Raw genomic sequence first — 21615 nt, 5'->3', positions numbered from 1 at the left:
CCGTCTAGCGACGGCTCGCAGAGGTGCGAGCCGTCCTTGTCGGCGCTTCTTCACAGGACTTGAACATTTGGCGGCTATTCGCCGCTTAGAGACCTGAACCGTTGCGGCGCGTTCAGGGTTGCGCGGGCGGAGGGGCCGAACCGTCACGAACGAGCGGTCGGCCACGGGCCATGCGCTCTGTGCCGCGAACGCGGGTTTAGGTGACCCGTCGCGTCTCGGCTTACGCCGCTTCGTACGCCCCGTAGCCTCGCAGACGCTGGTAGCGACGCTCGAGCAGCGCGTCGGCCGGCATGCCGACGAGAGCGTCCAGCTCGTTGACCAGCACGTTCTTCAGGCGCTTGGCCATCTGACGCGGATTGCGGTGTGCGCCGCCGGTGGGTTCGCGGATCACCTTGTCGACCAGGCCCAGCGAATGCAGGCGTCGCGCGGTGAGGCCGAGCTGTTCGGCGGCGTCCTTCGCCTTGTCGGCCGATTTCCAGAGGATCGACGCGCAACCTTCGGGCGAGATCACCGAATAGGTGCTGTATTCGAGCATCAGCGTGCGGTCGCCGACGCCGATGGCGAGCGCGCCGCCGGAGCCGCCTTCGCCGATCACCGTGCAAATGATGGGCGTCTTCAGCTCCGCCATTTCCATCAGGTTGCGGGCGATGGCCTCGGACTGGCCGCGTTCCTCGGCGCCGACGCCCGGATACGCGCCCGGCGTGTCGATGAAGGTGACCAGCGGGATCCCGAAACGCTCGGCCATCTTCATCAGGCGCAGCGCCTTGCGGTAGCCCTCGGGGCGCGGCATGCCGAAATTGCGGCGCACCTTGCTCTTGGTGTCGCGACCCTTCTGGTGGCCGATGATCATGACGCTGCGGCCGTCGATGCGGCCCAGACCGCCGACGATGGCAGCGTCATCGGAATACGCGCGGTCGCCGTGCAGCTCGTGGAACTCGTCGCACATGGTCTCGATGTAATCGAGCGTGTAAGGACGCTGCGGATGGCGCGCCATCTGCGAGACCTGCCACGGCGTGAGGTCGCGGAAGATCTGCGCGGTGCGCTTGCGTGCCTTGTCCTGCAGCGCCCGGATCTCGGTGCCGGCGTCCATCGAATTGCCGTCGCTCGCCTGACGCAGTTCGGCGATCTTCGCTTCAAGATCGGCGATGGGCTGCTCGAAATCGAGGTAGTTCGGGTTCATGCGGGACCGGCAGGATGAAAGGCGGGCAGTTTATCCCGTGAGCGGCGAATACCGCCCGCCGGGGGCGTATGGTCGGCCGATCAGTGCGCCCAGGGCTTTGACAGCGCGGCCTTGACGGTGAGCACGCCCGGCGTCGCGCGCAGGGCGGCGATGAGATCGGAGCTGACGCGCACGCCCTTGGGGCCGTCGAAGTCGACCATGCCGTGGGTGCCGTCGATGAGCAGGTGGAGGCGCAACGGCGTCGGGCCGGGACGATGTGCGGCAAGGACAGACTCGACGCGCGCCAACGTGCCGGGCTGGCGAAGGTCCACGCGCACCGACAGCCGCTGCGCATGGCGGCTGCAGACCTGTGAGAACTCCCAGCAACGCGTCGCCTTGAGCGCGAAACCGCCGGAGAATGCGTCCTCGCGCAGGCCGCCCTGCACGACGAGCAGCCTGTCGCGGCCGATCAACGACGCGTGCTCGGCGTAGGTCTCGGCGAAGAACGCGCATTCCAGACGACCGCGGCCGTCCTCGATCTGCACGAAGACCTGCGAGTCGCCCTTCTTACGGAAGCCGACGACCAGGCCGGCGACTGTCGTCTCCATCTCCGGACGCCAGCCACCACGACCGCTGTCGGGACGTCCCGCCCATATGCGTTCGAGGTCGCCGAGATCGAATCCGATCAGCGCGTGCACGTCCTCGCGATGCGGGTCGAACGGATGGCCGCTGAGGTAGTGGCCGAGCGTCTCGCGTTCGTGCTCGAGCAATTTCGCGATCGGCCACTCGTCCGCTTCGGGCAGGTCCATGTGCAGCGCGGGCGCAGCGGTGTCGAAACCGCCGAACAGCGAGACTTGGCCGGCCGCAGTTTCCTTCGCGAGTTGGTCGGTGGCGCGCAGCACTTCCGGGATCTGCAGGAACAGGCTCGCGCGATTCTTGCCGAGCGCATCGAGCGCGCCGGCCTGCGCCATCGCTTCGAGCGCGCGTCGATTGAGCTTGCCGTCGTCGGCGCGCTGGCAGAGGTCGAGCAGGTCCTTGAACGGCGCGGCGCTACGCGCTTCCACGATCGCCTCGCAGACGCCGCGTCCAACGCCCTTCACCGCACCCAGCCCGTAACGCACGGTGTCGGGTGCGGTCGCGCAGAACATGTAGGCGGATTCGTTGACGTCCGGCGGCAGCACGGTGATGCCGATCGCGCGTGTCTCGTCGAGGAAGCCGGTGACCTTGTCGGTGTTGTCCATGTCCGACGACAGCACCGCGGCCATGAACTCGGCCGGGTAGTGCGCCTTCAGCCAGGCCGTCTGGTACGAGACCAGCGCGTACGCCGCGGCGTGCGACTTGTTGAAGCCGTAACCGGCGAACTTTTCGAGCAGGTCGAAGATCGGACCGGACACACGCGGTTCGATGCCGTGGTGCTCCTTCGCACCCGCCTCGAACTTGACGCGTTCCTTCGCCATTTCCTCGGGCTTCTTCTTGCCCATCGCGCGACGTAGAAGATCGGCGCCGCCCAGCGAATAGCCGCCCAGGATCTGCGCGGTCTGCATGACCTGTTCCTGGTAGACGACCACGCCGTAGGTCGGTGCGAGGATCGGCTCCAGCAATGCATGAGGGAACACGACTTCCTGCCGCCCGTGCTTTCGCTCGATGAAGTCCGGGATCAGGTCCATCGGGCCCGGCCGGTACAGCGACACGAGCGCGATGAGGTCGTCGAAGCGGTCGGGCTGCGCGCGCTTGAGCAGCTCGCGCATGCCACGCGATTCGAACTGGAACACCGCGACGGTATCGCCCGCGCGCGAACACTTCGTACGCCTTCGCGTCGTCCAGCGGCAGCGTGGTGATGTCGAGCGCTTCGACGCCTTCCTTCGCGCGTCGAACGTTGATCGCCTTCACCGCCCAATCGATGATCGTGAGCGTGCGCAGGCCGAGGAAGTCGAACTTGACCAGGCCGACCGCTTCGACGTCGTCCTTGTCGAACTGCGTGACCGGATTGCGGCCGCGACCGCCTTCGTCGTGTTCCGCGAACAGCGGGCAGAAGTCCGACAGCGGCGATGGCGCGATCACCACGCCGCCCGCGTGCTTGCCCGCGTTGCGCGTGAGGTCTTCGAGCGACATCGCGAGATCGAGCAGGTCGCGGACGTCGTCTTCCGCGTTGTAGCGGGTGATCAGTTCCTGTGACGCGAGATCCGAATCCTTCTTCGATGCATCCGAGCGCCCGAGCGCGTCTTCGAGCCCGATGCCGAGCGTGTTCGGGATGAGCTTGGCGATGCCGTCGACCATGCCGTACGGATGGCCGAGCACGCGGCCGCAGTCGCGCACCGCCGCCTTCGCCGCCATCGTGCCGTAGGTGATGATCTGCGACACGCGATCACGCCCGTACTTGCGCGCGACGTAGTCGATGACTTCGTCGCGGCGATCCATGCAGAAGTCGATGTCGAAGTCGGGCATCGACACGCGTTCGGGGTTGAGGAATCGCTCGAACAGCAAGTCGTAAGGCAGGGGGTCGAGATCGGTGATGCCGAGCGCCCACGCGACCAGCGAGCCCGCACCGGAACCGCGGCCCGGACCGACCGGAATGCCCTGCTGCTTACCCCAGTTGATGAAGTCCGCGACGATCAGGAAGTAACCGGGGAACCCCATCTTGATGATGACGTCGAGCTCGGTTTCCAGGCGCGACGTGTAGTCCTCTTCCGTGCGGCCGTCCGACGGCGGCACTTTGTCGAGCCGCTTCGCCAATCCTTCGCGCGCACTGTTACGCAGCCAGGATTCGATCGTGTGGTCGCTCGGCACCGGGAATGCGGGCAGCGCGTACTCGCCGAGCTTCATCTCGACGTTGCAGCGCAGCGCCAACGAGAGCGCGTTGTCGATCGCGTCCGGCACGTCGGCGAAGACGTCGATCATTTCCTCGCTGGAGCGCAGGAACTGCTGCGGGCTGTATTCGCGCGGACGCTTGGGGTCGTCGAGCACGCGGCCGGTCGCGATGCAGACGCGCGCTTCGTGCGCTTCGTAGCCGGCCTCGTCGACGAAGCGAACATCGTTCGTACCGACCACCGGAATGTCGCGCAGCGACGACGCATGCAGCGCGAATGCGTTGAACGCTTCCTCGCCCTTGCGGCCGGTGCGGGTCAACTCGAGATGCAGGCGCTCGCCGAGCACGTCCTTCCAGTCGACCAGCCAGGCTTCGGCGAGGTCATGGCGACCGCCGCCGGCAAGCTGCGCGGCGAGGCTGTCGCGTCCGGCGAGTGCGAACAGGCCGCCGTTGTCCTCACGCAGCCAGTCCGGGCGCATCGCCACGCCGTCGTTGCGATGGCCTTCCATCCACATGCGGCTGAGCAGGCGCGACAGCGTGAGATAGCCCTGTCGATCGCGGCAGAGCAGCGTCATGCGGGTGGCCGCTTCGTTGCCGTCAGCCAGCGCCACGTCGGCGCCGAGGATGGGCTTGATGCCCGCCGCTTCGGCCGCCTTGTAGAACTTCACGGCGGCGAAGAGGTTGTTGATGTCGGTCAGCGCGACTGCCGGCTGGCCGAGGTCCGCGCACCGCTTGATCAGCTCGCCGATACGGATCGTCGAGTCGGCGAGCGAATACTCGGAATGCAGGTGCAGATGGACGAAGCGGGACGTCATGCAGTCGGGCGTGCCGGTCGCGGCTACCGGCGGCCTTGCAGACTAGCAGGCGCGCCGGTGCCGACACAGGCTTGACAGGCCTCCCGGCGGCCGCGCCGGAAACGGACGTTCAGCAGACATGGAACAGGTCGGCCGCTGCCTCGGTGTAGCGGGATTCCCGCACCCGGCGGCACTGCGCTTCGAACGCGTGGGCGTCCGGGTTCTGCGACGGGATCACCGGGTGCCGGCGGGCATTGTCCAGCGCTTCGGCGTAGCGGGCGCGGCGTTCGGCAGTGGCGGAATCTTCGATCTGCGGCGACACATGGAAGGCGTGGACGAGCGAGTTCAGGACGTTCATGGCGGTTCTCCGTAGTGGGGTGCACCTGACGAGCGGTGCGCATGCAGAGTCCCCGCCGGAGCGCGCTGGGTCATGATGGGGAGATGAGGTTTGTCCGATGCCTTGCGCAGGTTGCGAGGTTTTCAGGAGTAACCGCCGATGACGGCCGATGGCGTCCCCCCCAGCGCCGCCGTAGTCGCGAGCCGGTACCGCTTCGACGACGTCGTGGTCGACCTGGGCGCGCACACCCTGGTGCGTGCGGGCGAACCGTGCACGATCGAGCCGAAAGCTTTCGCGGTGCTCGCCCTGCTGCTGGAGCGCGCAGGCGAGCTGATCCCGCGTGACGAGTTGCTGGATGCGGTCTGGGGCCATCGTCACGTGACGCCGGGCGTGCTCACCCGTGTAGTCGCGCAACTGCGGCATGCGCTGGACGACGATGCGCAACATCCGCGGTATATCCAGACGCGGCATGCGCTGGGCTACAGCTTCATTGGCGAGCTGCAGGACGAGCGTACCGTGGCCGACGCCGAGCCCGTGCGCTTGCCCGAGCCGGTGTCGCAGCCGATGCCGGTTCGCGTGGACGATGCGGACGTTGCTTCAGCGCTCGTCGTACCGGCGCCCGTGATTTCCGAGGCCGAGCCGCCAGCCGCGACCGCGCTCCAACAACCGCGCCGGCGCCTTCTCGCGATCGCATTCGGATGCGCTGCGTTGCTCGCGCTCGTTGTCGCGTTCGTCTGGTTGCGACGGCCGCCGCCCGTGCCGCACGCCAGTGCGCCCTCGGTCGCGGTGCGCGCTTTCACTTCAACAACGACCGATCCGGCGGACCGCTACTTCGCCGAGGGTCTCGCGGTCGAAATGCACAACGCGCTCTCCGGAGTGCACGGCCTGCAGGTCGCGGCATGGGCGCCCGACGCCGCCATCGACCCGCTGGCGCTCGGTCGCCGCCTCGGTGTCGCCAGCGTGCTCGACGGGCGAGTGCAGCGACTTGGCGATCGCGTACGCATCGACGCACGCCTGATCGGCGTTCCGTCCGGTGACCTGCTGTGGAACCGCAGCTACGCCGGCCGCCTGCACGACGTGTTCGAACTGCAGAGCCACATGGCGTCCGACGTCGCCGCCGTGCTCGTCGGTGCGTTGCCCGATGCTGGCGAGGGTTTGCGACGGCGCTTGGCCACCACGCATGACGTCGCCGCGTTCGACGCCTACCTGCGCGGCCTGCACGAGCTGCTCGCGCCCGGCGGAGATCGCCCGCGCGCGATGGGGTACTTCCGCACGGCGCTGGCGCGCGATCCAGGTTTCGCGCGTGCGCAGGCCGCGATCTGTCGCACCGAAGCCTGGCGATTCGAAAGCCAGCGCAATCCGGCCGCATTCGAATCGGCGCGTCTCGCATGTCGCACCGCAGAGAACATGGATCCGGCGATCGGCGAAGTGCAGCTCGCGTTCGGCGACCTCTACCGCGTCAACGGTAACCTCGAGAAGGCGGGCGAGTACTACCGCCACGTGGTCGACTATCCGGGCCAGCGCGCAGATGCGCTCGTCGGCTTGGCGAAGGTGGACGTCGCGCGTGATCGCATCGACGACGCGCTCGCCCATTTCCGGGAAGCGCTGCGCGCCAGCCCGTCCGACGCGCACATCTATGCCGAACTCGGCTACCAGCAATATCTTGCCGGGCGCGTTGAGGACGCACTCGCGTCGCTCGAACAGGCCACGCGGCTTGCGCCCGACAACGGCGACTTCTGGGGATTGCAGGGCGCATTGTTGCTCACGCTCGGTCGGACCGATGCAGCAGAAAAGGCGCTGGAACGCGCGGTCGCGCTCGACCCGGACGACCGCGCGCTCGCCAACCTCGGCACCGTCAAATACCAGCACGGCGACTACGCATCCGCCGCCGCGCTCTACCAACGCGCGGTCGCGCTGAGCCCGGACACCGCGATCAATTACGGCAACCTCGGCGACGCGTTGCTCGCCGACCCGCGCACCGCCGGCCAAGCCCCGCAGGCATTCCGCAAAGCCACGGAGATCGCGCAGCGTTACGTCGACTTCAACGGCGGCGACGCCATGACGCTGGCCGCGCTCGGCTGGTATCGCGCGAACATCGGCGAGAACGAGCGCGCGCTGGCGCTGGTGCGGCAGTCGGAAATCAAGGGCGACCAGACAGCCGACGTCGCGTTCTACAACGCGGAAACGCTGCTGAGGTTGGGCGATGCCGACGGCGCACGCCGACGCATCGAAACCGCGCGGCATGCGGGCATCGCCGAAAGCCGCATCGCCACCAATCCCCTGTTTACGCGCGGCGGCCTTGTCGCTGCGCGCTGAAGATTTCGCCCGCCCGGGTGCACTGCGGAGTTGCCATGTCCATGTCGTCCACGCTCGATCCACCGACCGGAACCGGTACCGACGAGCAGCGCATCGAACTCACGCTGCCCAACGGCGGGCGCGTGATCGTCATCTGTCGCTTCCACCTGGGCATGAACGTGCCGGTCGTGGGCCCGCCGAAGCCACCGAAGGGGCCGACACTGATGTTTCCGGTGGACGCCGAAATCGGCATCAGCATCGAGACCGAGATCCTGATGCCCGATTGAAGTCGCCGGTTGTGCGGTTATCCACCCCGGCGACGCACCGTGCGTTCCGCCTACGTCAGTCGGCAACCGCGCTGCATGTTTTCCGGCGGACCAGCACTGCATGCACGGAGTTTTTCACCACATCCGGCCAGCGCACTCGTCCTTCATGCGTTGTTTGCACGTGCGAGCTAACGCAGCGCGATGATGCGTCGCCCGCAACGGGCGGACCCGGAGGTGTGCCATGACGTCACCGTCCTTCACGTTCAGAACCGACAAGACCGCGACGTTCCAGCCGCGCGACTCGCGACTGCTTCCGACCGAGGAACTCGCGCCGCGACGCGAAGGCTCGTCGTCGATCAACAACACGCCCGTTGTCGGGCCACCGAAGCCTGTGAATGCGTTCGCGGACGAGCCGCGAAGGGAGTCTTAACGCAACGCGGCGGTCAGACACGGCGATGTGGTCGTCGTCTTGATTCGCGACTTGCAGCGAACACTCGCTGAGACGCGAACTTGGGCGTGGTCGCGCCGAACGCTTAGACGCTCAGAGCAACGCCATCGCGCGTTGCTCGTCGACGACGGGCTCGCTCGAACGCACAGGCGCGAACGACCGACGATGTTCCGGACACGGCCCGTGCTTCGCCAGCGCGGCGAGATGCTGCGGCGTCGAATAGCCCTTGTGCTGGTCGAAGCCGTACTGCGGCCAGCGCGCGTGGATCTCGACCATCAGCGCGTCGCGATGCGTCTTCGCGAGGATCGACGCCGCCATGATCGACCGGCAACGCGCGTCGCCACCGATCCATGCCTCTCCCGCGCAGGGTAGGCCTTTAGGTACGACGTTGCCGTCGATGCGTGCGATGTCGGCCGCATGACGCACGGCCTCGACGCATTCGCGCATGCCCAGCATGGTCGCGTGGAAGATGTTGATGCGATCGATCGTTCCGACATCGATCACTGCGATGTGGAACGCGATCGCACGCTCGCGAATGCGCACGGCGAGCACGTCACGACGCTCGGCGATCAGCTGCTTCGAATCGTTGAGCCCGTTGATCGGCGTGCGGCCCGGCGAAAACACCACCGCGGCCACCACCACCGGCCCGGCTAGTGGCCCGCGACCCGCCTCGTCGACGCCCGCGATGCGCTGCGCGCCGCGGTCGACGGCGATCTCGAGTTCGGGTTGCAGCGGCGCGTCAGCCATGTCGCGAGGATACGACCTCGACCACCGCATCGGCTGCGCGCGACGACGCATCGCGACGCAGTTCGTCGTGCAGGTTCGTGAATCGCGGCGCGAGTTCGGCCACGGCCTCGGGGCTTCGGAACCAGCGGAGCACGGCGGCGGCGAGATTCTCCGGCGTGCAGTCCTGCTGCATCAGCTCGGGCACGACGTCGGCGCTGGCGAGGATATTGGGCAGCGCGTAGCGGCTGACCTTGAGCATGCCAAGACCTTTGACCAGTCGGTATGTCGTGCCCGCGACCTTGTACGCGACGACCATTGGGCGCTTGGCGAGCATTGCCTCCAGCGTTGCCGTGCCCGACGCGAGCAATACGACGTCGCTGGCGATCATCAGCGTGCGAGCGTTGCCGTCGATGATGGACAGCGCGTCGCCAAGCCGATGGCGTGCGGGCGACTGCCCGACCATACGTTCGAAGGTCTGCCGTGCACGTGCATCCGACATCGGCGCGACGATGCGTAGGTCGGGCAGGGCGTCGCGGACGCGTGCGGCGGCGTCGATGAAATCGGCACCGAGGCGTTCGATTTCGCCGGTGCGTGAACCCGGCAGCAGCGCAAGCACGGGCGCGTCGCTCGGAAGACCCAGCTTCGCTCGAGCGGCGGCGCGGTCGGGCTGAAGCGGCATCTCGTCCGCGAGCGGATGCCCGACGAAGCGCGCGTCGACGCCGTGCTTCGCATAGATCGCCGGCTCCATCGTAAACAGGCAGAGCACGCGATCGGCTGACCTACCGATCTTCGCGGCCCGACCCTCGCGCCAGGCCCAGACCGACGGGCTCACGTAATGGATGGTCGCGACACCGCGTTCCTTCAACCATCGCTCGACACCAAGGTTGAAGTCGGGCGCGTCGATGCCGATGAACACGTCGGGCTGCCAGGCGAGCACGCGATCACGGAGAGCGCGTCGCAACTTCAGAAGACGGGGCAGGTGGCGCAGCACTTCGGCAAGGCCCATGACCGCCAGTTCGCCGGCGTCATGCCAGGCATCGAAGCCCGCCTCGCGCATGCGGTCGCCGCCGATGCCGGCGAACTCCGCATCCGGCCATCGTGCACGCAGCGCTTCGATGAGCCCGGCGCCGAGCAGGTCGCCGGAGGCTTCGCCTGCGACGATCGCGATGCGGTGTGGACGTTGCGACGTCGACATGAGTTCGAACCGGCGGGCGCGGAGCGCGTCGGGATCAGCGCAGCAGCGGCCGATCGCCGGCGTTGACGAAGTCGAGCAGCATGCGCACGTCGTCGCTGCCGCCCGCGATTTCTGCAAGCTTCGCGCGTGCCTCGTCCAGCGAGCCACCGGCGACGTACAACGCACGGTAGGCGCGCTTGATCGCAGCGATGCGCGTTGCGTCGAAACCGCGACGCTTCAGGCCTTCGGCATTGATGCCACGCGGCCGGCCGTAGTCTTCCTGCGCGACCATCACGAAGGGCGGCACGTCGCCGTTGACGAAGGCGCCCATGCCGACGAACGCATGCGCGCCGATACGGCAGAACTGGTGGATGCCGGCGAAGCCGCTGAGAATCACGTGGTCGCCCACGGTGACGTGGCCGGCCAGCGTTGCATTGTTCGAGAAGATGCAGTGGTCGCCGACATCGCAGTCGTGCGCGACGTGCACGTACGCCAGCATCCAGTTGTCGTTGCCGATGCGCGTGACGCCGCCGCCGTTGCCGGTGCCGCGGTTGAGCGTCACGAACTCGCGGAACGTATTGCCATCACCGATCACCAGCTCGACATGCTCGCCCGCGAACTTCTTGTCCTGCGGCTCGCCACCGACGGCGCAATGGCCGATGAAATGATTCGCGCGACCAATGCGCGTCGGGCCGAGCACACTGCAGTGGGGCCCGAAAACGGTGCCGTCGCCGATCTCGACGTCATCGCCGATGTAGCAGAACGGGCCGACCACGACATCGTCGCCCAGGCGCGCGCCCGGTTCGACCACTGCGCTCGGATGAACGCGCGTTGCCATGCTCAGCGCTGCGCCTCGGCGCAGAGGATGTCCGCGCACGCGACCTGTTCGCCGTCGACGCGCGCGATCGCCACGTACATCGCCATGTTGCGGATCACGCGCTTGAGTTCGACATCGAGTTCGAGCCGATCGCCGGGGACAACCTGCTTCGAGAACTTCGCGTTGTCGACCTTGACGAGATAGAAGAGCTTGTCGCCGTCCTTGTCGTTGCCTTCCGACTTCGCGGTGAGCGTGGTCAGCAGTCCGCCGGCCTGTGCGAGCGCCTCGATGATGAGCACGCCCGGCATCACAGGGTTACCCGGGAAGTGGCCGGTGAAGCACGGCTCGTTCACCGTGATGTTCTTGTAGGCCAGGATGCGTTTGCGGGGCTCGAACTCGACGACGCGGTCCACCAGCAGGAACGGGTAGCGGTGCGGCAGGAGCTTTTCGATGCCGCGGACGTCGACGGGGAGCTGCACGGTCTGGTTCATTCGGATCCTGCAAAGCGGCCGGGCTGGCCGTCGCCGAAGCCGCCCATGATACGGCCGGGCGCCGGATCAGTCCCGGCGGGTGCGGAACAGGCGGTCGAGCTGCCGAAACCGGGCGGCATTGCGCCGCCAGGTGCGGTTGTCCATCAGCGGCGTGCCGGACGAGTAGTCGCCGGGTTCGCGCAGCGAGTGGGTGACCAGGCTCATCGCGGTCACGGTGACTTTGTCGACGATTTCGATGTGGCCGACGATCCCCGCGCCACCGCCGATCAGGCAGTAGCGGCCGATGCGCGTGCTGCCGGCGACGGCCACGCAGCCCGCCATGGCCGTATGCGCGCCGATGCGGACGTTGTGGCCGATCTGGATCTGGTTATCGAGACGGACGTCGTCCTCGAGCACGGTGTCGTCGATCGCGCCACGGTCGATGGTGGTGTTCGCGCCGATTTCGCAGTCGTCGCCGATCACCACACCGCCCAGCTGCGGCACCTTGAGCCACGCGCCGCGATCCATCGCGATGCCGAAGCCGTCCGCGCCGATGACAGCGCCCGGGTGCACCAGCACGCGTGCACCGAGGCGGACGCGCGTCACCAGCGTAACGCGCGCGACGAGCCACGAGCCTTCGCCCACGATGCAGTCGTCGCCGATCACGCAGCCCGGCCCGATCGTCGCGCCCACGCCGATCACGCTTCGCGCGCCGATGCTGACGTGCGGGCCGATGCTGGCAGATGCATCGACGGTCGCGCTTGGATCGACAAACGCCGTCGGGTGGACACCGGGCGCCGCAACAGGCAGCACTTCGAACAGCGCAGCGATACGCGCGTACGCCGCGTAAGGATCACGCGCGACGAGTGCCGTGCCAGGCGCCGCATCCGCGTCGGCCGCCGCGAGCACGACAATGCCGGCGCGCGTCGCCGCCAGCGAAGCGCGGTACTTGGAATTCGAGAGAAACGTCAGGCGGTCCGCCGTGGCGTCCGCAATCGTGGCGACGCCGCGAACGGATGTCGCGGCGTCGCCATGGACTTCGAGTCCGAACCGCTCCGCGAGCTCGCCGGCGGTGTACTGCGGGCGATGCTCGGGGCCCAAGTTCATGCGCTGATCAGAACACGCCGCCGAAGGTGAACTGCAGGTGCTCGATCTCGTCGCCGTCCTTCTTGCGGAAGGGGATGGCGTAGCTGATGGAGATCGGGCCCATCGGCGAGCGCCACAGCATGGAGATACCGCCGGAGGCGCGCAGCTCGCCGGCGTCGAAATCGCCGCGACCGGCGAAAACGTTACCGACGTCGACGAATGCCGACACGCGTGCTGACGGGCTGTTGATCAGCGTCGGGAAGAACATCTCGACCGAACCGATCGTCTTGACCGCGCCGCCGATCGGCTGGAGGAAGTTCGAACCTGCCGCCGCCGCGCGCGGGCCGAGCGTGTTGTCCGAGAAACCGCGGACGGATCGCACGCCACCCGCGTAGAAGTTCTCGAAGAACGGGAGTCCTGTCGCGGTGATGGTCTTGACGTAATCCGTCGACGTCGTAAGGCACGGTTCGCTCGGCGTAGCACCCGGGACAACGGTGTCGTTGATGCCGTCGCCGTTCGCGTCGATGACCGTGCTGTTCGTGAAACAGACGTTGCGGGTGAAATCCTTCCCGTAGCTGTCGCCGTAACCCAACTCCGCGCGCGTGTTGAGCACGAGGTGGCGGTTCAGATGCCAGAACTTCGAGACGTCATAGCTGAGCTTGTAGTACTGCGCGGTCGAGCCGGGCAGGGCGACCTCGGCGTTGAAGCGCTGCAGCAGGCCGACGTTCGGCGTCAGGAAGTTGTCGAGCGTGTTGCGCGACCAACCGATCTGTCCGCGCAGCGTGTGGAACGTGCGGTTACCGACGGCGTCGATGTAATCGACCAATGGCTGCGGTGCGCTGCCCGGATACGCAAACACTTCGTTGGAGTCGACGCCGAGCAGCGCGGTGATCGAATCGGTTTCGGAGATCGGAATCCCGAGAACTGCCTGGGCAGCGCCACTCGTCGAGCTGTACTGCGCGGTGTTGAAGTTCGAGTTGTCGAACTCGCGCCACCACAGGTTGTAGCCGAGCGAGACGCCGCTGTCGGTGAAGTACGGGTTGACGAACGAGAAATCGTAACGCTGCAGGTACGAGTTGCGGTTCGCCTGCACCGACACGCGGTTACCGGTGCCGAGGAAGTTGTTCTGCGACAGCTGAATCTGGGTGGTCAGGCCGCTGAGCTGCGAATAACCGAGGCCGAACACGAAGCTGCCCGACGTCGTCTCCTTAACCGTAACGACCACGTCCACCTGGTCGGGCGAACCCGAGACCGGCTGGTTGTCGACATCGACGGTTTCGAAGAATCCAAGGCCCTGCAGGCGGATCTTCGATCGGTCGAGCGCGGCCTGCGAATACCAGCTGCCTTCGAACTGACGCATTTCGCGGCGAAGCACTTCGTCCGACGTGCGCGTATTGCCCTTGAAGATGATGCGTCGCACGCTCACGCGCGGCCCCGGCACCACCTGCATGTTCAGGCTGACCGTCTTATTTTCCTTGTCGATGTCCGGGATCGCGTTGACCTGCGCAAACGCGTAACCGATGTTCGACAGCGTCGCGGAGATCGCTTCCGACGACAGCTCGAGCAGGCGACGCGAGAAGATCTGGCCTTCCTTGACGTAAACGCGACGCTCGACTTCCGACTTCGGCAGAACGGTGTCACCGGTCACTTCGACCTTGGCGACCTTGTACTGCTCACCCTCGGTCAGGCCCGCGGTGATGAACATGTCGCGGCGGTTCGGGCTGATCTCGACCTGCGTGCTGTCGACGCTGAAGTCGACGTAGCCGCGATCGAGATAGAACGAGTTGAGCTTTTCGAGGTCGCCGGAGAGCTTCTCGCGCGAGTACTGGTCGTCGCGCTTGTACCAGCTCTTCCAGTTGGTCTCGCGCGATTCCCACGTGTCGCGCAGGTCCTTCTCGTCGAACTTTTCGTTGCCGACCAGGTTGATGTGGCGGATGCGCGCAGCGCCGCCTTCCTTGATCGCGATGGTGACGTCGACGCGGTTGCGGTCGAGGCGCGACACCGTCGGATTGATCTCGACGTTGTACTTGCCGCGGTTGTTGTACTGGCGCGTCAGTTCCTGCGTCACGCGGTCGAGCGCGAGGCGATCGAAGGTGCCGCCTTCGGACAGACCGATCTCGGTGAGGCCCTTGGTCAGGTCCTCGGTCTTGATGTCCTTGTTGCCGGTGATCGTGAGCTTGTTGATCGACGGGCGCTCGACCACGTGGACGACGAGGATGTCGCCTTCGCGGTCGACGCGAACATCCTCGAAGAAGCCGGTCTTGTAGAGCGCGCGAATCGCGTTGGCGACCTTGTTCGGGTCGACGGCGTCGCCGCGCTCGATCGGCATGTAGGTGAACACCGTGCCCGCCGAGATGCGCTGCAGGCCGTCGACACGGATGTCGCTGACGGTGAAGGGCGCGAACGTGTCGGCGAAGGCGGAGGTGACCGGAGCCGCGACCATCGCGGACGCGAGGGCGAGGGCAAGCAGGCGGCGGGGCAGGGGTCGCGTCATCATCAGTCCGGTTGGATCGAATCCAGGGAAACGCCGCAGACAATCGGCCGGCGCGGTGGAGAGGTCGGCCAAAGCCGCCGTCAGCGCACCAGGTTGTTCACGATGTCGTTGTAGAACGCCAGGCCCATGAGGCCGACGATGATCGCCAGGCCGACGAATTGCCCGGCCGCCATGGCGCGATCGCTGACCGGGCGGCCTTTGATCAGCTCGATAAGGTAATACAGCAGGTGACCGCCATCCAATATCGGGATGGGGAGCAGGTTCAGAATGGCCAGGCTCAGCGAGAGCATCGCGAGCATCGAGAGGTACCAGGCCGGGCCGTGCGAGGCATATGCGTTCGCGGCGCGCGCGATCGTGATCGGGCCGGCGACGGTGTTGCGAACGTCGACTCGACCTGAAAATGCGCGGCCGAGCATGGCCACGAGCTCATGCGCCTGGTGCGCGGTTTCCCCGATCGCGGCCGGAATCGCATCGATCGGGCCGTAGCGCAGGACGGCGTCGGGCACGGGATCGCCCGGCTCGGCGACGCCCGCGCCGAGCATCCAGCGAGTGCCACCTTCGTCGGTACGCAGGACCGGCTTCATCGGTAGTGCGAGGCGCTCGCCGTGGCGCTCGACCTCCACCATCGCCGACTCGCCGCTACGGCCGACTGCGCCAACGAGCGGCGCGACGTCGTCCCATGCGCGCACGGGCTGGCCGTCGACCGCGGTGATCAGGTCGCCGGGCTGCAACACACCGCTGGCGGGAGTGCCCGCGACCACCTTGCCGACGCGCGCCGGAACAAGCTGGTGGCGTGGCGCGATGCCCATGGCCTGCACCGCACGCAGCTCATCGATGCTCGCGGGGAGCTGCGAAAGATCGAGATGGCGCGTCGCTTCGGCGCCTGCGGGTGTGCGCACGCGAACGTCGATGTCATGACGGTCCAGCGCGGCGGGAATCAGCGCCAGTTCGGCTTCCGACCAAGTCGGCGTCGGGCGATCGCCCACGGCGAGCACGATGTCGCCCGCGCGTAGCCCGGCGGTGGCCGCTAGACCGGTCGAGCTACCGATCGCGGGAACGAAATCCGGGCGCCCGATCACGAACATGCCCCAGAGCAGGAGCACGCAGAGCACGAGGTTCGCGACCGGCCCGGCGAGCACGATCGCCATGCGCTTGAGCACCGGCTTGCGATTGAATGCGAGGTGCAGGTCTGCGGGCGCGACGTCGCCTTCGCGCTCGTCGAGCATCTTCACGTAGCCGCCGAGCGGGATGGCCGCGACTGCGTATTCCGTGCCATCGCGCCCGACGCGCGACCACAGCGCGCGGCCGAAGCCGATCGAGAAGCGCAGCACGCGCACGCCGCAGCGCCGGGCCACCCAGTAGTGCCCGAACTCGTGGAAGGTCACGAGGATGCCGAGGCTGACGGCCAGCCACCAGATCGAACCGAGCAACTCTTTCAAGGCGTTCTCCCGCGACGACCGGCCGCGGCTGCGGAAGCAGACCGCAGGACCGGCCGATGGTTCAGTCCATCGGCGATGGTGGCCGAGTCCGAGGCGCCTTCGATGAACGGCAGTCGTCGTGCGGTCATCGGTTGTGGTCGAGCCGTTCTGCGACGTGGGCACGGGCGCGGCGGTCGGCGTCGCGTAGTGCGGCGAGGTCGTCGGCCTGTGTGGTTCCGTGCGCATCGAGTGCCGACGCAACCAGTGCGGCGATGTCGAGGAAGGCAATGCGACCGGCCAGGAACGCGCTGACCGCCGCCTCGTTCGCAGCGTTGAGCACGCCCGGCGCCGCGCCGCCCGCGCGCAGTGCGCGGTAGGCGAGGGCGAGGCAGGGGAATGCGTCGAAATCGGGCGCTTCGAAGTCGAGGCGGCCGCCCTGCGCGAGCAGGTCCAGCCCGCCGACGCCGGATTCGAGCCGCTCCGGCCAACCAAGGCCGACCGCGAGCGCGGTGCGCATGTCCGGAAGGCCGAGCTGCGCGAGCGTGGAGCCATCGACGAACTCGACCAGCGAATGCACAAGGCTCTGCGGATGCACGAGCACGTCGATCGCATCGGGCGAGATGCCGAACAGATGGTGCGCCTCGATGACTTCGAGGCCCTTGTTCATCAGCGTTGCGGAGTCGACCGAAATCTTCGGGCCCATCGACCAGCGCGGATGCGCGATCGCTTCTTCGCGCGTGACGTCGTGCAGCGATTCGCGCGAGCGTCCGCGGAAGGGGCCGCCCGACGCGGTGAGCACGAGGCGACGCAGGCCACGCGTATCACGTGCCGCATTACCGTCGCGCGCCGGCAGGCACTGGAAGATCGCATTGTGTTCGCTGTCGACCGGCACGATCTGCGCACCCGATTCGCGTGCTGCGCGCATGACCAGCTCGCCCGCGAGCACCAGCGACTCCTTGTTTGCCAGCGCGATACGTTTGCCCGCGCGCACGGCTGCGAGCGTTGAATCGAGGCCGGCCGCGCCAACAATCGCAGCGACAACGGTGTCGCATGCTTCGCCAGCGGCAAGTTCATCGATCGCCTGCATGCCCGCGTGCGCCTGCGTCGGCACGCCCGCGTCGGCCAATTTGGTGCGCAACTCGCTGAAGAGATCCGGATCCGCGATGACCGCGTGGTCCGGCCGATGCTGATGACACAGCGCGACCAATGCATCGACGTTGCGACCCGCGGCAAGCACGTTCGCGGCGAGACGATCGGGATGTCGTGCGATGACGTCGAGGGCGGAAGCGCCGATCGATCCTGTTGCGCCGAGGACGGCGATGCGGCGCATCACAGTGCCAGCAGCGCCTTGCCGAGCGCGAACACCGGAAGCGCAGCGAGCACGGCATCGATGCGATCGAGCGCACCGCCATGGCCCGGAATCAATGTGCCGGAATCCTTCTTGCCCGCGTGACGCTTGAGCAGGCTTTCGAACAGGTCACCGATCACCGATACCAGCACCGACGCTGCGGCAACGACCGCGACCTTCCACAAATCCTGCGTCGACGCACCGGCAACGAGCGAAAACGCCATCGCGGTGATCGTGCCGACGACTACGCCGCCTGCGAGGCCTTCGACCGTCTTGTTAGGGCTGATGCGCGGCGCGAGCTTGTGTCGGCCGAGCTTGCGACCCGCGAAGTAGGCCCCGGTGTCCGCGGCCCAGATCGTCGCGAGTGCGGTGAGCAGCCATCGATCGCCGTGCAGACCGTCCGCGTGCAGCCACGTCAGCGCGCACCACGCAGGCACGACCGCGAGCGTGCCCGCAGCGAGCTTCAACGCGCGTGCCCACGACTCGTGGTTGCTGCCGAAGTCGTATCGGCCGAGCCACAACAGTGCAAAGGCCCACCAGACGATGCCGACGATCGTCGCCAACTGATACAGCACAAGCGTGCCGCCTTCGCGCGAATGCGATGCCCAGACGATCGCGACCATCAGGCCGAGATTCGCGATCAGCAGGACCCACTTGGCGAGCGAATCCTCGACGTCGGCGAGGTCGAACCATTCCCACAGGCCGGCAAGGAACACGATGGCGGCGGCGACCATCATCCACGGCGTCTTGAGCAGCAGGATCGCCGCGATCGCGACGGGGGTCATCACCAGGGCTGCAATAACGCGGGTACGGGTCATTCGGACGTCTCGGGATTGCCGCCGACCTGTGCCCCGGTCAGGCCGAATCGGCGTTCACGGCGCGCGTAGTCGTCCAGCGCAGCCTGAAGTGTCGCCGCATCGACGTCGGGCCACAACAAATCGGTGAACCACAGTTCGGTGTAGGCCAGCTGCCAGAGCAGGAAATTGCTGATGCGCAGCTCGCCACCGGTGCGGATGAACAGGTCGGGCGCGGGCAGGTCGGCGAGCACCATGCGCGAGCCCAGCATGGCTTCGTCGATGGCCGATGGATCGAGGCGACCCGCAGCGACATCCTCTGCCAGCGAGCGCGCCGCGTTCGCGATATCCCAGCGACCGCCATAGCTGACGGCGATCACAAGATCGAGCGTGCGATTGCCCGTCGTGCGCGATTCCGCCTGCGCCATGCGCGCACGGATGGAGTCCGTGAATCGCGAACGATCACCGATGAACCGCACGCGCACGCCGCGTCGATCGAGTTCGTCCACCTCGCGTTCGAGAGCGCCGGTGAACAGCTTCATCAGCCCGCCGACTTCGTCCTGCGGGCGATCCCAGTTCTCGCTCGAGAACGCGAATAGCGTCAGCACTTCGACGCCGCGGTCGAGGCAGAAGTCGATGCAGAGATTGACCGCGCGTGCGCCCGCACGATGACCGATCAGGCGCGGACGCCGGCGCTTCTGCGCCCAGCGGCCGTTGCCGTCCATGATGATCGCGATGTGGCGCGGCAGGCGGTTCGCGCCAGCGGGTGCGGAAGAGGTCACGTCGGGTCGTCGGATGAAGGTGCGGGCCGCTCGTGCATCCCCTGAGGCGCCGTGGCCGTCAGACCGCCATCAGCTCCTGTTCCTTCGCCTTCACGACGTCGTCGACGTTCTTGATCGCCTCGTCGGTGATCTTCTGGATGTCGGCTTCGCCGCGCGTTGCCTCGTCCTCGGTGATCTTCTTGTCCTTCAGGAGTTCCTTCACCTGATGGTTCGCATCGCGACGGATGTTGCGGATCGCGACCTTCGCGTCTTCGCCACCCGAATGGACCACCTTCGCGAGGTCGCGACGGCGCTCTTCGGTGAGCGGCGGCAGGTTGAGGCGGATCGCCATGCCGGCGGTGTTCGGCGTCAGGCCAAGGTCGGAGCCGAGGATCGCCTTCTCGACCGCGCTCACCATCGGCTTTTCCCACGGCGTGATCGTCAGGGAACGCGCGTCGCTCACGGCCACGCTCGCGACCTGCGACAGCGGAACTTCCGACCCGTAATAGTTGACCTTGATGTGGTCGACGATCGAGGTCGTCGCGCGGCCGGTGCGGATCTTGACGAGGTCGTGGCGGAACGCTTCGACGCTCTTGGCCATGCGCGCCTTGGTGTCGTTCTTGATCTCGTTGAGCATCGCGGGCTCCGTGTCGGGTCTTCGGTCGGCCGCGGATTATAGGGCAGGCGCGCTGACGGCCGCTTCGGCGTCAGTGATGCGGCGCGCGGTCGTGAAGGTCGTGCTCGCAACCCGCGCCGTGCTCGACCTGCAGCGTCGGATGGTTGATTCCGAAGCGGTGATCGAGGTCGTGGGTGACGCGGTCGAGGAAGGCGTCGTGATCGTCCAGCTGCGGACGGACCAGGTGCGCGGTCATCGCGATTTCGCCGGCGCCGATCGGCCAGATGTGCACGTGGTGCACGGCGGCAACGCCGTCGAGCCCGGCGAGGAAGGCCTCGACTTCGCCGTGGTCGATGCTGCGCGGCACTGCGTCCATCGCCGCATTGAAGCTCTCACGCAGCAGGCCGAACGCGCTGATGCCGACGACGACGCTGACCAGCACTGCAGTCGCCGGGTCCAGCCATTCCCAGCCGAGCGTCGTCATGCCGAGGCCGGCCAGAACGGCGGCGAGCGAGACGCCGGCGTCGGCCATCAAATGCACGAAGGCGGCGCGACGGTTGAGGTCGTGATCCTTGCCGCGATGCATCATCGCGGCCGCCGCCAGGTTCACCACGATGCCGATCGCGGCCACCACCATTACCGGCAGGCCGGGGATCTGCGGTGGCGCGCTGAACCGCTGGATGGACTCACCGATCAGCGCGCCTGCGAAGGCGACCAGCAGCAGTGCGTTGGCGAGCGGCGACAGCAGCGTCGCGCGGCGCCATCCATAGGTGTGACGCGTGGTCGGCGCCCGTCGAGCCAGCGCCGCCGCGGCCCAGGCGAGTGCGAGGCCCGCGACGTCGCCGAGGTTGTGCAGCGCATCCGAGAGCAGCGCCAGCGAGTTGGTTGAGAATCCGAACCAGGCTTCGACGCCGGTGTAGGCGAGGTTGAGCAGCGTCGCGACCGCGAATGCCCGCGTCGCGTGGACGGGAACGGCGTGATGCGAATGCCCGTGCGAGTGCCCGTGATGGGCGTGACTGCCGCCCACGGTCAGGCCGAGCGGACGAGCGTGCCGATCTGCTCGCCGCGCAGGATGCGCAGCAGCTGGCCGGGCTGTTCCATGTCGAACACGCGAATCGGAAGCGACGCGTCGCGGCATAGCGCGAAAGCGGCCGTGTCCATGACCTGGATGTCGCGGGCCAGCACGTCGTCGTAAGTCAACGAATCGAAGCGCGTCGCGTCCGGGAATTTCTTCGGATCGCGGTCGTAGATGCCGTCGACCTTGGTGGCCTTGAGCAGGACGTCCGCGCCGATCTCGATGGCGCGAAGCGCGGCGCCCGAGTCGGTCGTAAAGAAGGGGTTGCCCGTGCCCGCGGCGCAGATCACCAAGCGGCCTTTTTCTAGGTGACGCACGGCCCGGCGACGGATGTAGTCCTCGCAGACCTGGTTGATCTTCAGCGCGCTCATGACACGGCAGCGCGCGCCGAGCTTCTCCAGGGCGTCCTGCATCGCGAGGGCATTAATGATGGTGGCCAGCATGCCCATGTGGTCGCCGGTCACCCGGTCCATGCCCGCGGCCGCCAGACCGGCGCCACGGAAGATGTTCCCGCCGCCGATCACCAGCGCGACCTCGGCGCCCGCCTGTTGCGCCTCGATGACCTCCTGCGCCAGCCGCGAACTGACCTTCGGGTCGATTCCGTAGTCCTCGCTCCCCATCAGCGCCTCACCGGACAGTTTGAGGAGGACGCGGCGATAGGCGAGGTCGGTCATGGGTGTTTTCCGTGCGGGGCGACGGGAATTGTAAGGGCTAACGGTTTTCTCACGCGC

18 protein-coding genes and 1 pseudogene are annotated in these 21615 nt (G+C 67.0%); 3 read left to right on the top strand and 16 right to left on the bottom strand.

Features of this window, described 5'->3' with window-relative positions:
- Window positions 1–220: 220 nt before the first annotated feature.
- From ACVWZN_RS06170 to ACVWZN_RS06160, 3 genes and pseudogenes are all read right to left on the bottom strand, one after another.
- Entirely contained in the window at window positions 221–1180 is a 960-nt protein-coding gene (locus tag ACVWZN_RS06170; protein ID WP_456953051.1) for an acetyl-CoA carboxylase carboxyltransferase subunit alpha, read from the bottom strand.
- 80 nt (window positions 1181–1260) lie between these two features.
- A pseudogene (dnaE, locus tag ACVWZN_RS06165) lies at window positions 1261–4780 on the bottom strand (DNA polymerase III subunit alpha).
- A 109-nt stretch (window positions 4781–4889) separates the two neighbouring features.
- The gene (locus ACVWZN_RS06160) at window positions 4890–5117 is read right to left on the bottom strand and encodes a hypothetical protein (RefSeq protein WP_456953050.1); all 228 of its coding nucleotides are present in this window, start codon (window positions 5115–5117) and stop codon (window positions 4890–4892) included.
- A 138-nt stretch (window positions 5118–5255) separates the two neighbouring features.
- Between ACVWZN_RS06160 and ACVWZN_RS06155 the strand changes: the two genes are divergently transcribed.
- From ACVWZN_RS06155 to ACVWZN_RS06145, 3 genes are all read left to right on the top strand, one after another.
- Window positions 5256–7412, top strand: a complete 2157-nt coding sequence (locus ACVWZN_RS06155) for a tetratricopeptide repeat protein (RefSeq protein ID WP_456953049.1) — start codon at window positions 5256–5258, stop codon at window positions 7410–7412.
- Window positions 7413–7447: 35 nt separating this feature from the next.
- A complete protein-coding gene (locus ACVWZN_RS06150; protein WP_456953048.1) occupies window positions 7448–7678 on the top strand; it encodes a hypothetical protein in 231 nt (76 codons plus the stop codon).
- Between the two features lie 220 nt (window positions 7679–7898).
- Complete coding sequence (locus ACVWZN_RS06145; RefSeq protein WP_456953047.1) at window positions 7899–8087, top strand: hypothetical protein; 189 nt, start codon at window positions 7899–7901, stop codon at window positions 8085–8087.
- Window positions 8088–8198: 111 nt separating this feature from the next.
- Here ACVWZN_RS06145 and ACVWZN_RS06140 read toward each other — a convergent pair whose 3' ends face one another.
- The 13 genes from ACVWZN_RS06140 to pyrH all read right to left on the bottom strand — a co-directional run bounded on the left by ACVWZN_RS06140 (window position 8199) and on the right by pyrH (window position 21558).
- The gene (locus ACVWZN_RS06140; RefSeq protein ID WP_456953046.1) at window positions 8199–8852 is read right to left on the bottom strand and encodes a ribonuclease HII; all 654 of its coding nucleotides are present in this window, start codon (window positions 8850–8852) and stop codon (window positions 8199–8201) included.
- Window positions 8845–10026 (bottom strand): lipid-A-disaccharide synthase, encoded by a 1182-nt coding sequence (gene lpxB / locus ACVWZN_RS06135; RefSeq protein ID WP_456953045.1) that lies wholly within the window; start codon window positions 10024–10026, stop codon window positions 8845–8847. The genes ACVWZN_RS06140 and lpxB overlap by 8 nt, the downstream gene beginning before the upstream one ends.
- A 34-nt stretch (window positions 10027–10060) precedes the next feature.
- On the bottom strand, window positions 10061–10843 hold the full coding sequence (gene lpxA, locus ACVWZN_RS06130; protein WP_456953044.1) for an acyl-ACP--UDP-N-acetylglucosamine O-acyltransferase: 783 nt from the start codon (window positions 10841–10843) through the stop codon (window positions 10061–10063).
- Between the two features lie 2 nt (window positions 10844–10845).
- Window positions 10846–11313: a 3-hydroxyacyl-ACP dehydratase FabZ gene (gene fabZ / locus ACVWZN_RS06125; protein WP_027083537.1), complete on the bottom strand. Its 468-nt coding sequence runs from the start codon at window positions 11311–11313 to the stop codon at window positions 10846–10848.
- A 66-nt stretch (window positions 11314–11379) separates the two neighbouring features.
- A complete protein-coding gene (lpxD, locus tag ACVWZN_RS06120) occupies window positions 11380–12399 on the bottom strand; it encodes a UDP-3-O-(3-hydroxymyristoyl)glucosamine N-acyltransferase (RefSeq protein WP_456953043.1) in 1020 nt (339 codons plus the stop codon).
- Between the two features lie 7 nt (window positions 12400–12406).
- The gene (gene bamA, locus ACVWZN_RS06115) at window positions 12407–14872 is read right to left on the bottom strand and encodes an outer membrane protein assembly factor BamA (RefSeq protein ID WP_456953042.1); all 2466 of its coding nucleotides are present in this window, start codon (window positions 14870–14872) and stop codon (window positions 12407–12409) included.
- An 80-nt stretch (window positions 14873–14952) separates the two neighbouring features.
- Window positions 14953–16311 (bottom strand): RIP metalloprotease RseP, encoded by a 1359-nt coding sequence (gene rseP, locus ACVWZN_RS06110; protein ID WP_456953041.1) that lies wholly within the window; start codon window positions 16309–16311, stop codon window positions 14953–14955.
- Between the two features lie 124 nt (window positions 16312–16435).
- Entirely contained in the window at window positions 16436–17620 is a 1185-nt protein-coding gene (locus ACVWZN_RS06105; protein WP_456953040.1) for a 1-deoxy-D-xylulose-5-phosphate reductoisomerase, read from the bottom strand.
- On the bottom strand, window positions 17620–18456 hold the full coding sequence (locus ACVWZN_RS06100; protein WP_456953039.1) for a phosphatidate cytidylyltransferase: 837 nt from the start codon (window positions 18454–18456) through the stop codon (window positions 17620–17622). Before ACVWZN_RS06100 ends, ACVWZN_RS06105 begins: the two co-directional genes overlap by 1 nt.
- Window positions 18453–19181 carry a polyprenyl diphosphate synthase gene (gene uppS, locus ACVWZN_RS06095; protein WP_456954725.1) on the bottom strand — a complete coding sequence of 243 codons (729 nt, stop codon included), beginning with the start codon at window positions 19179–19181 and terminating at the stop codon, window positions 18453–18455. The genes ACVWZN_RS06100 and uppS overlap by 4 nt, the downstream gene beginning before the upstream one ends.
- Window positions 19182–19272: 91 nt before the next feature.
- Window positions 19273–19830 (bottom strand): ribosome recycling factor, encoded by a 558-nt coding sequence (gene frr / locus ACVWZN_RS06090; protein WP_027083543.1) that lies wholly within the window; start codon window positions 19828–19830, stop codon window positions 19273–19275.
- 70 nt (window positions 19831–19900) lie between these two features.
- Window positions 19901–20836, bottom strand: a complete 936-nt coding sequence (locus tag ACVWZN_RS06085) for a cation diffusion facilitator family transporter (protein ID WP_456953038.1) — start codon at window positions 20834–20836, stop codon at window positions 19901–19903.
- A 2-nt stretch (window positions 20837–20838) separates the two neighbouring features.
- Entirely contained in the window at window positions 20839–21558 is a 720-nt protein-coding gene (gene pyrH, locus ACVWZN_RS06080) for a UMP kinase (protein WP_456953037.1), read from the bottom strand.
- Window positions 21559–21615: the final 57 nt, after the last annotated feature.

Source organism: Lysobacter sp. HA35, assembly GCF_054061195.1.
Note: the sequence above shows the minus strand (reverse complement) of the source record. Positions and strands in the feature narration are given on the sequence as shown.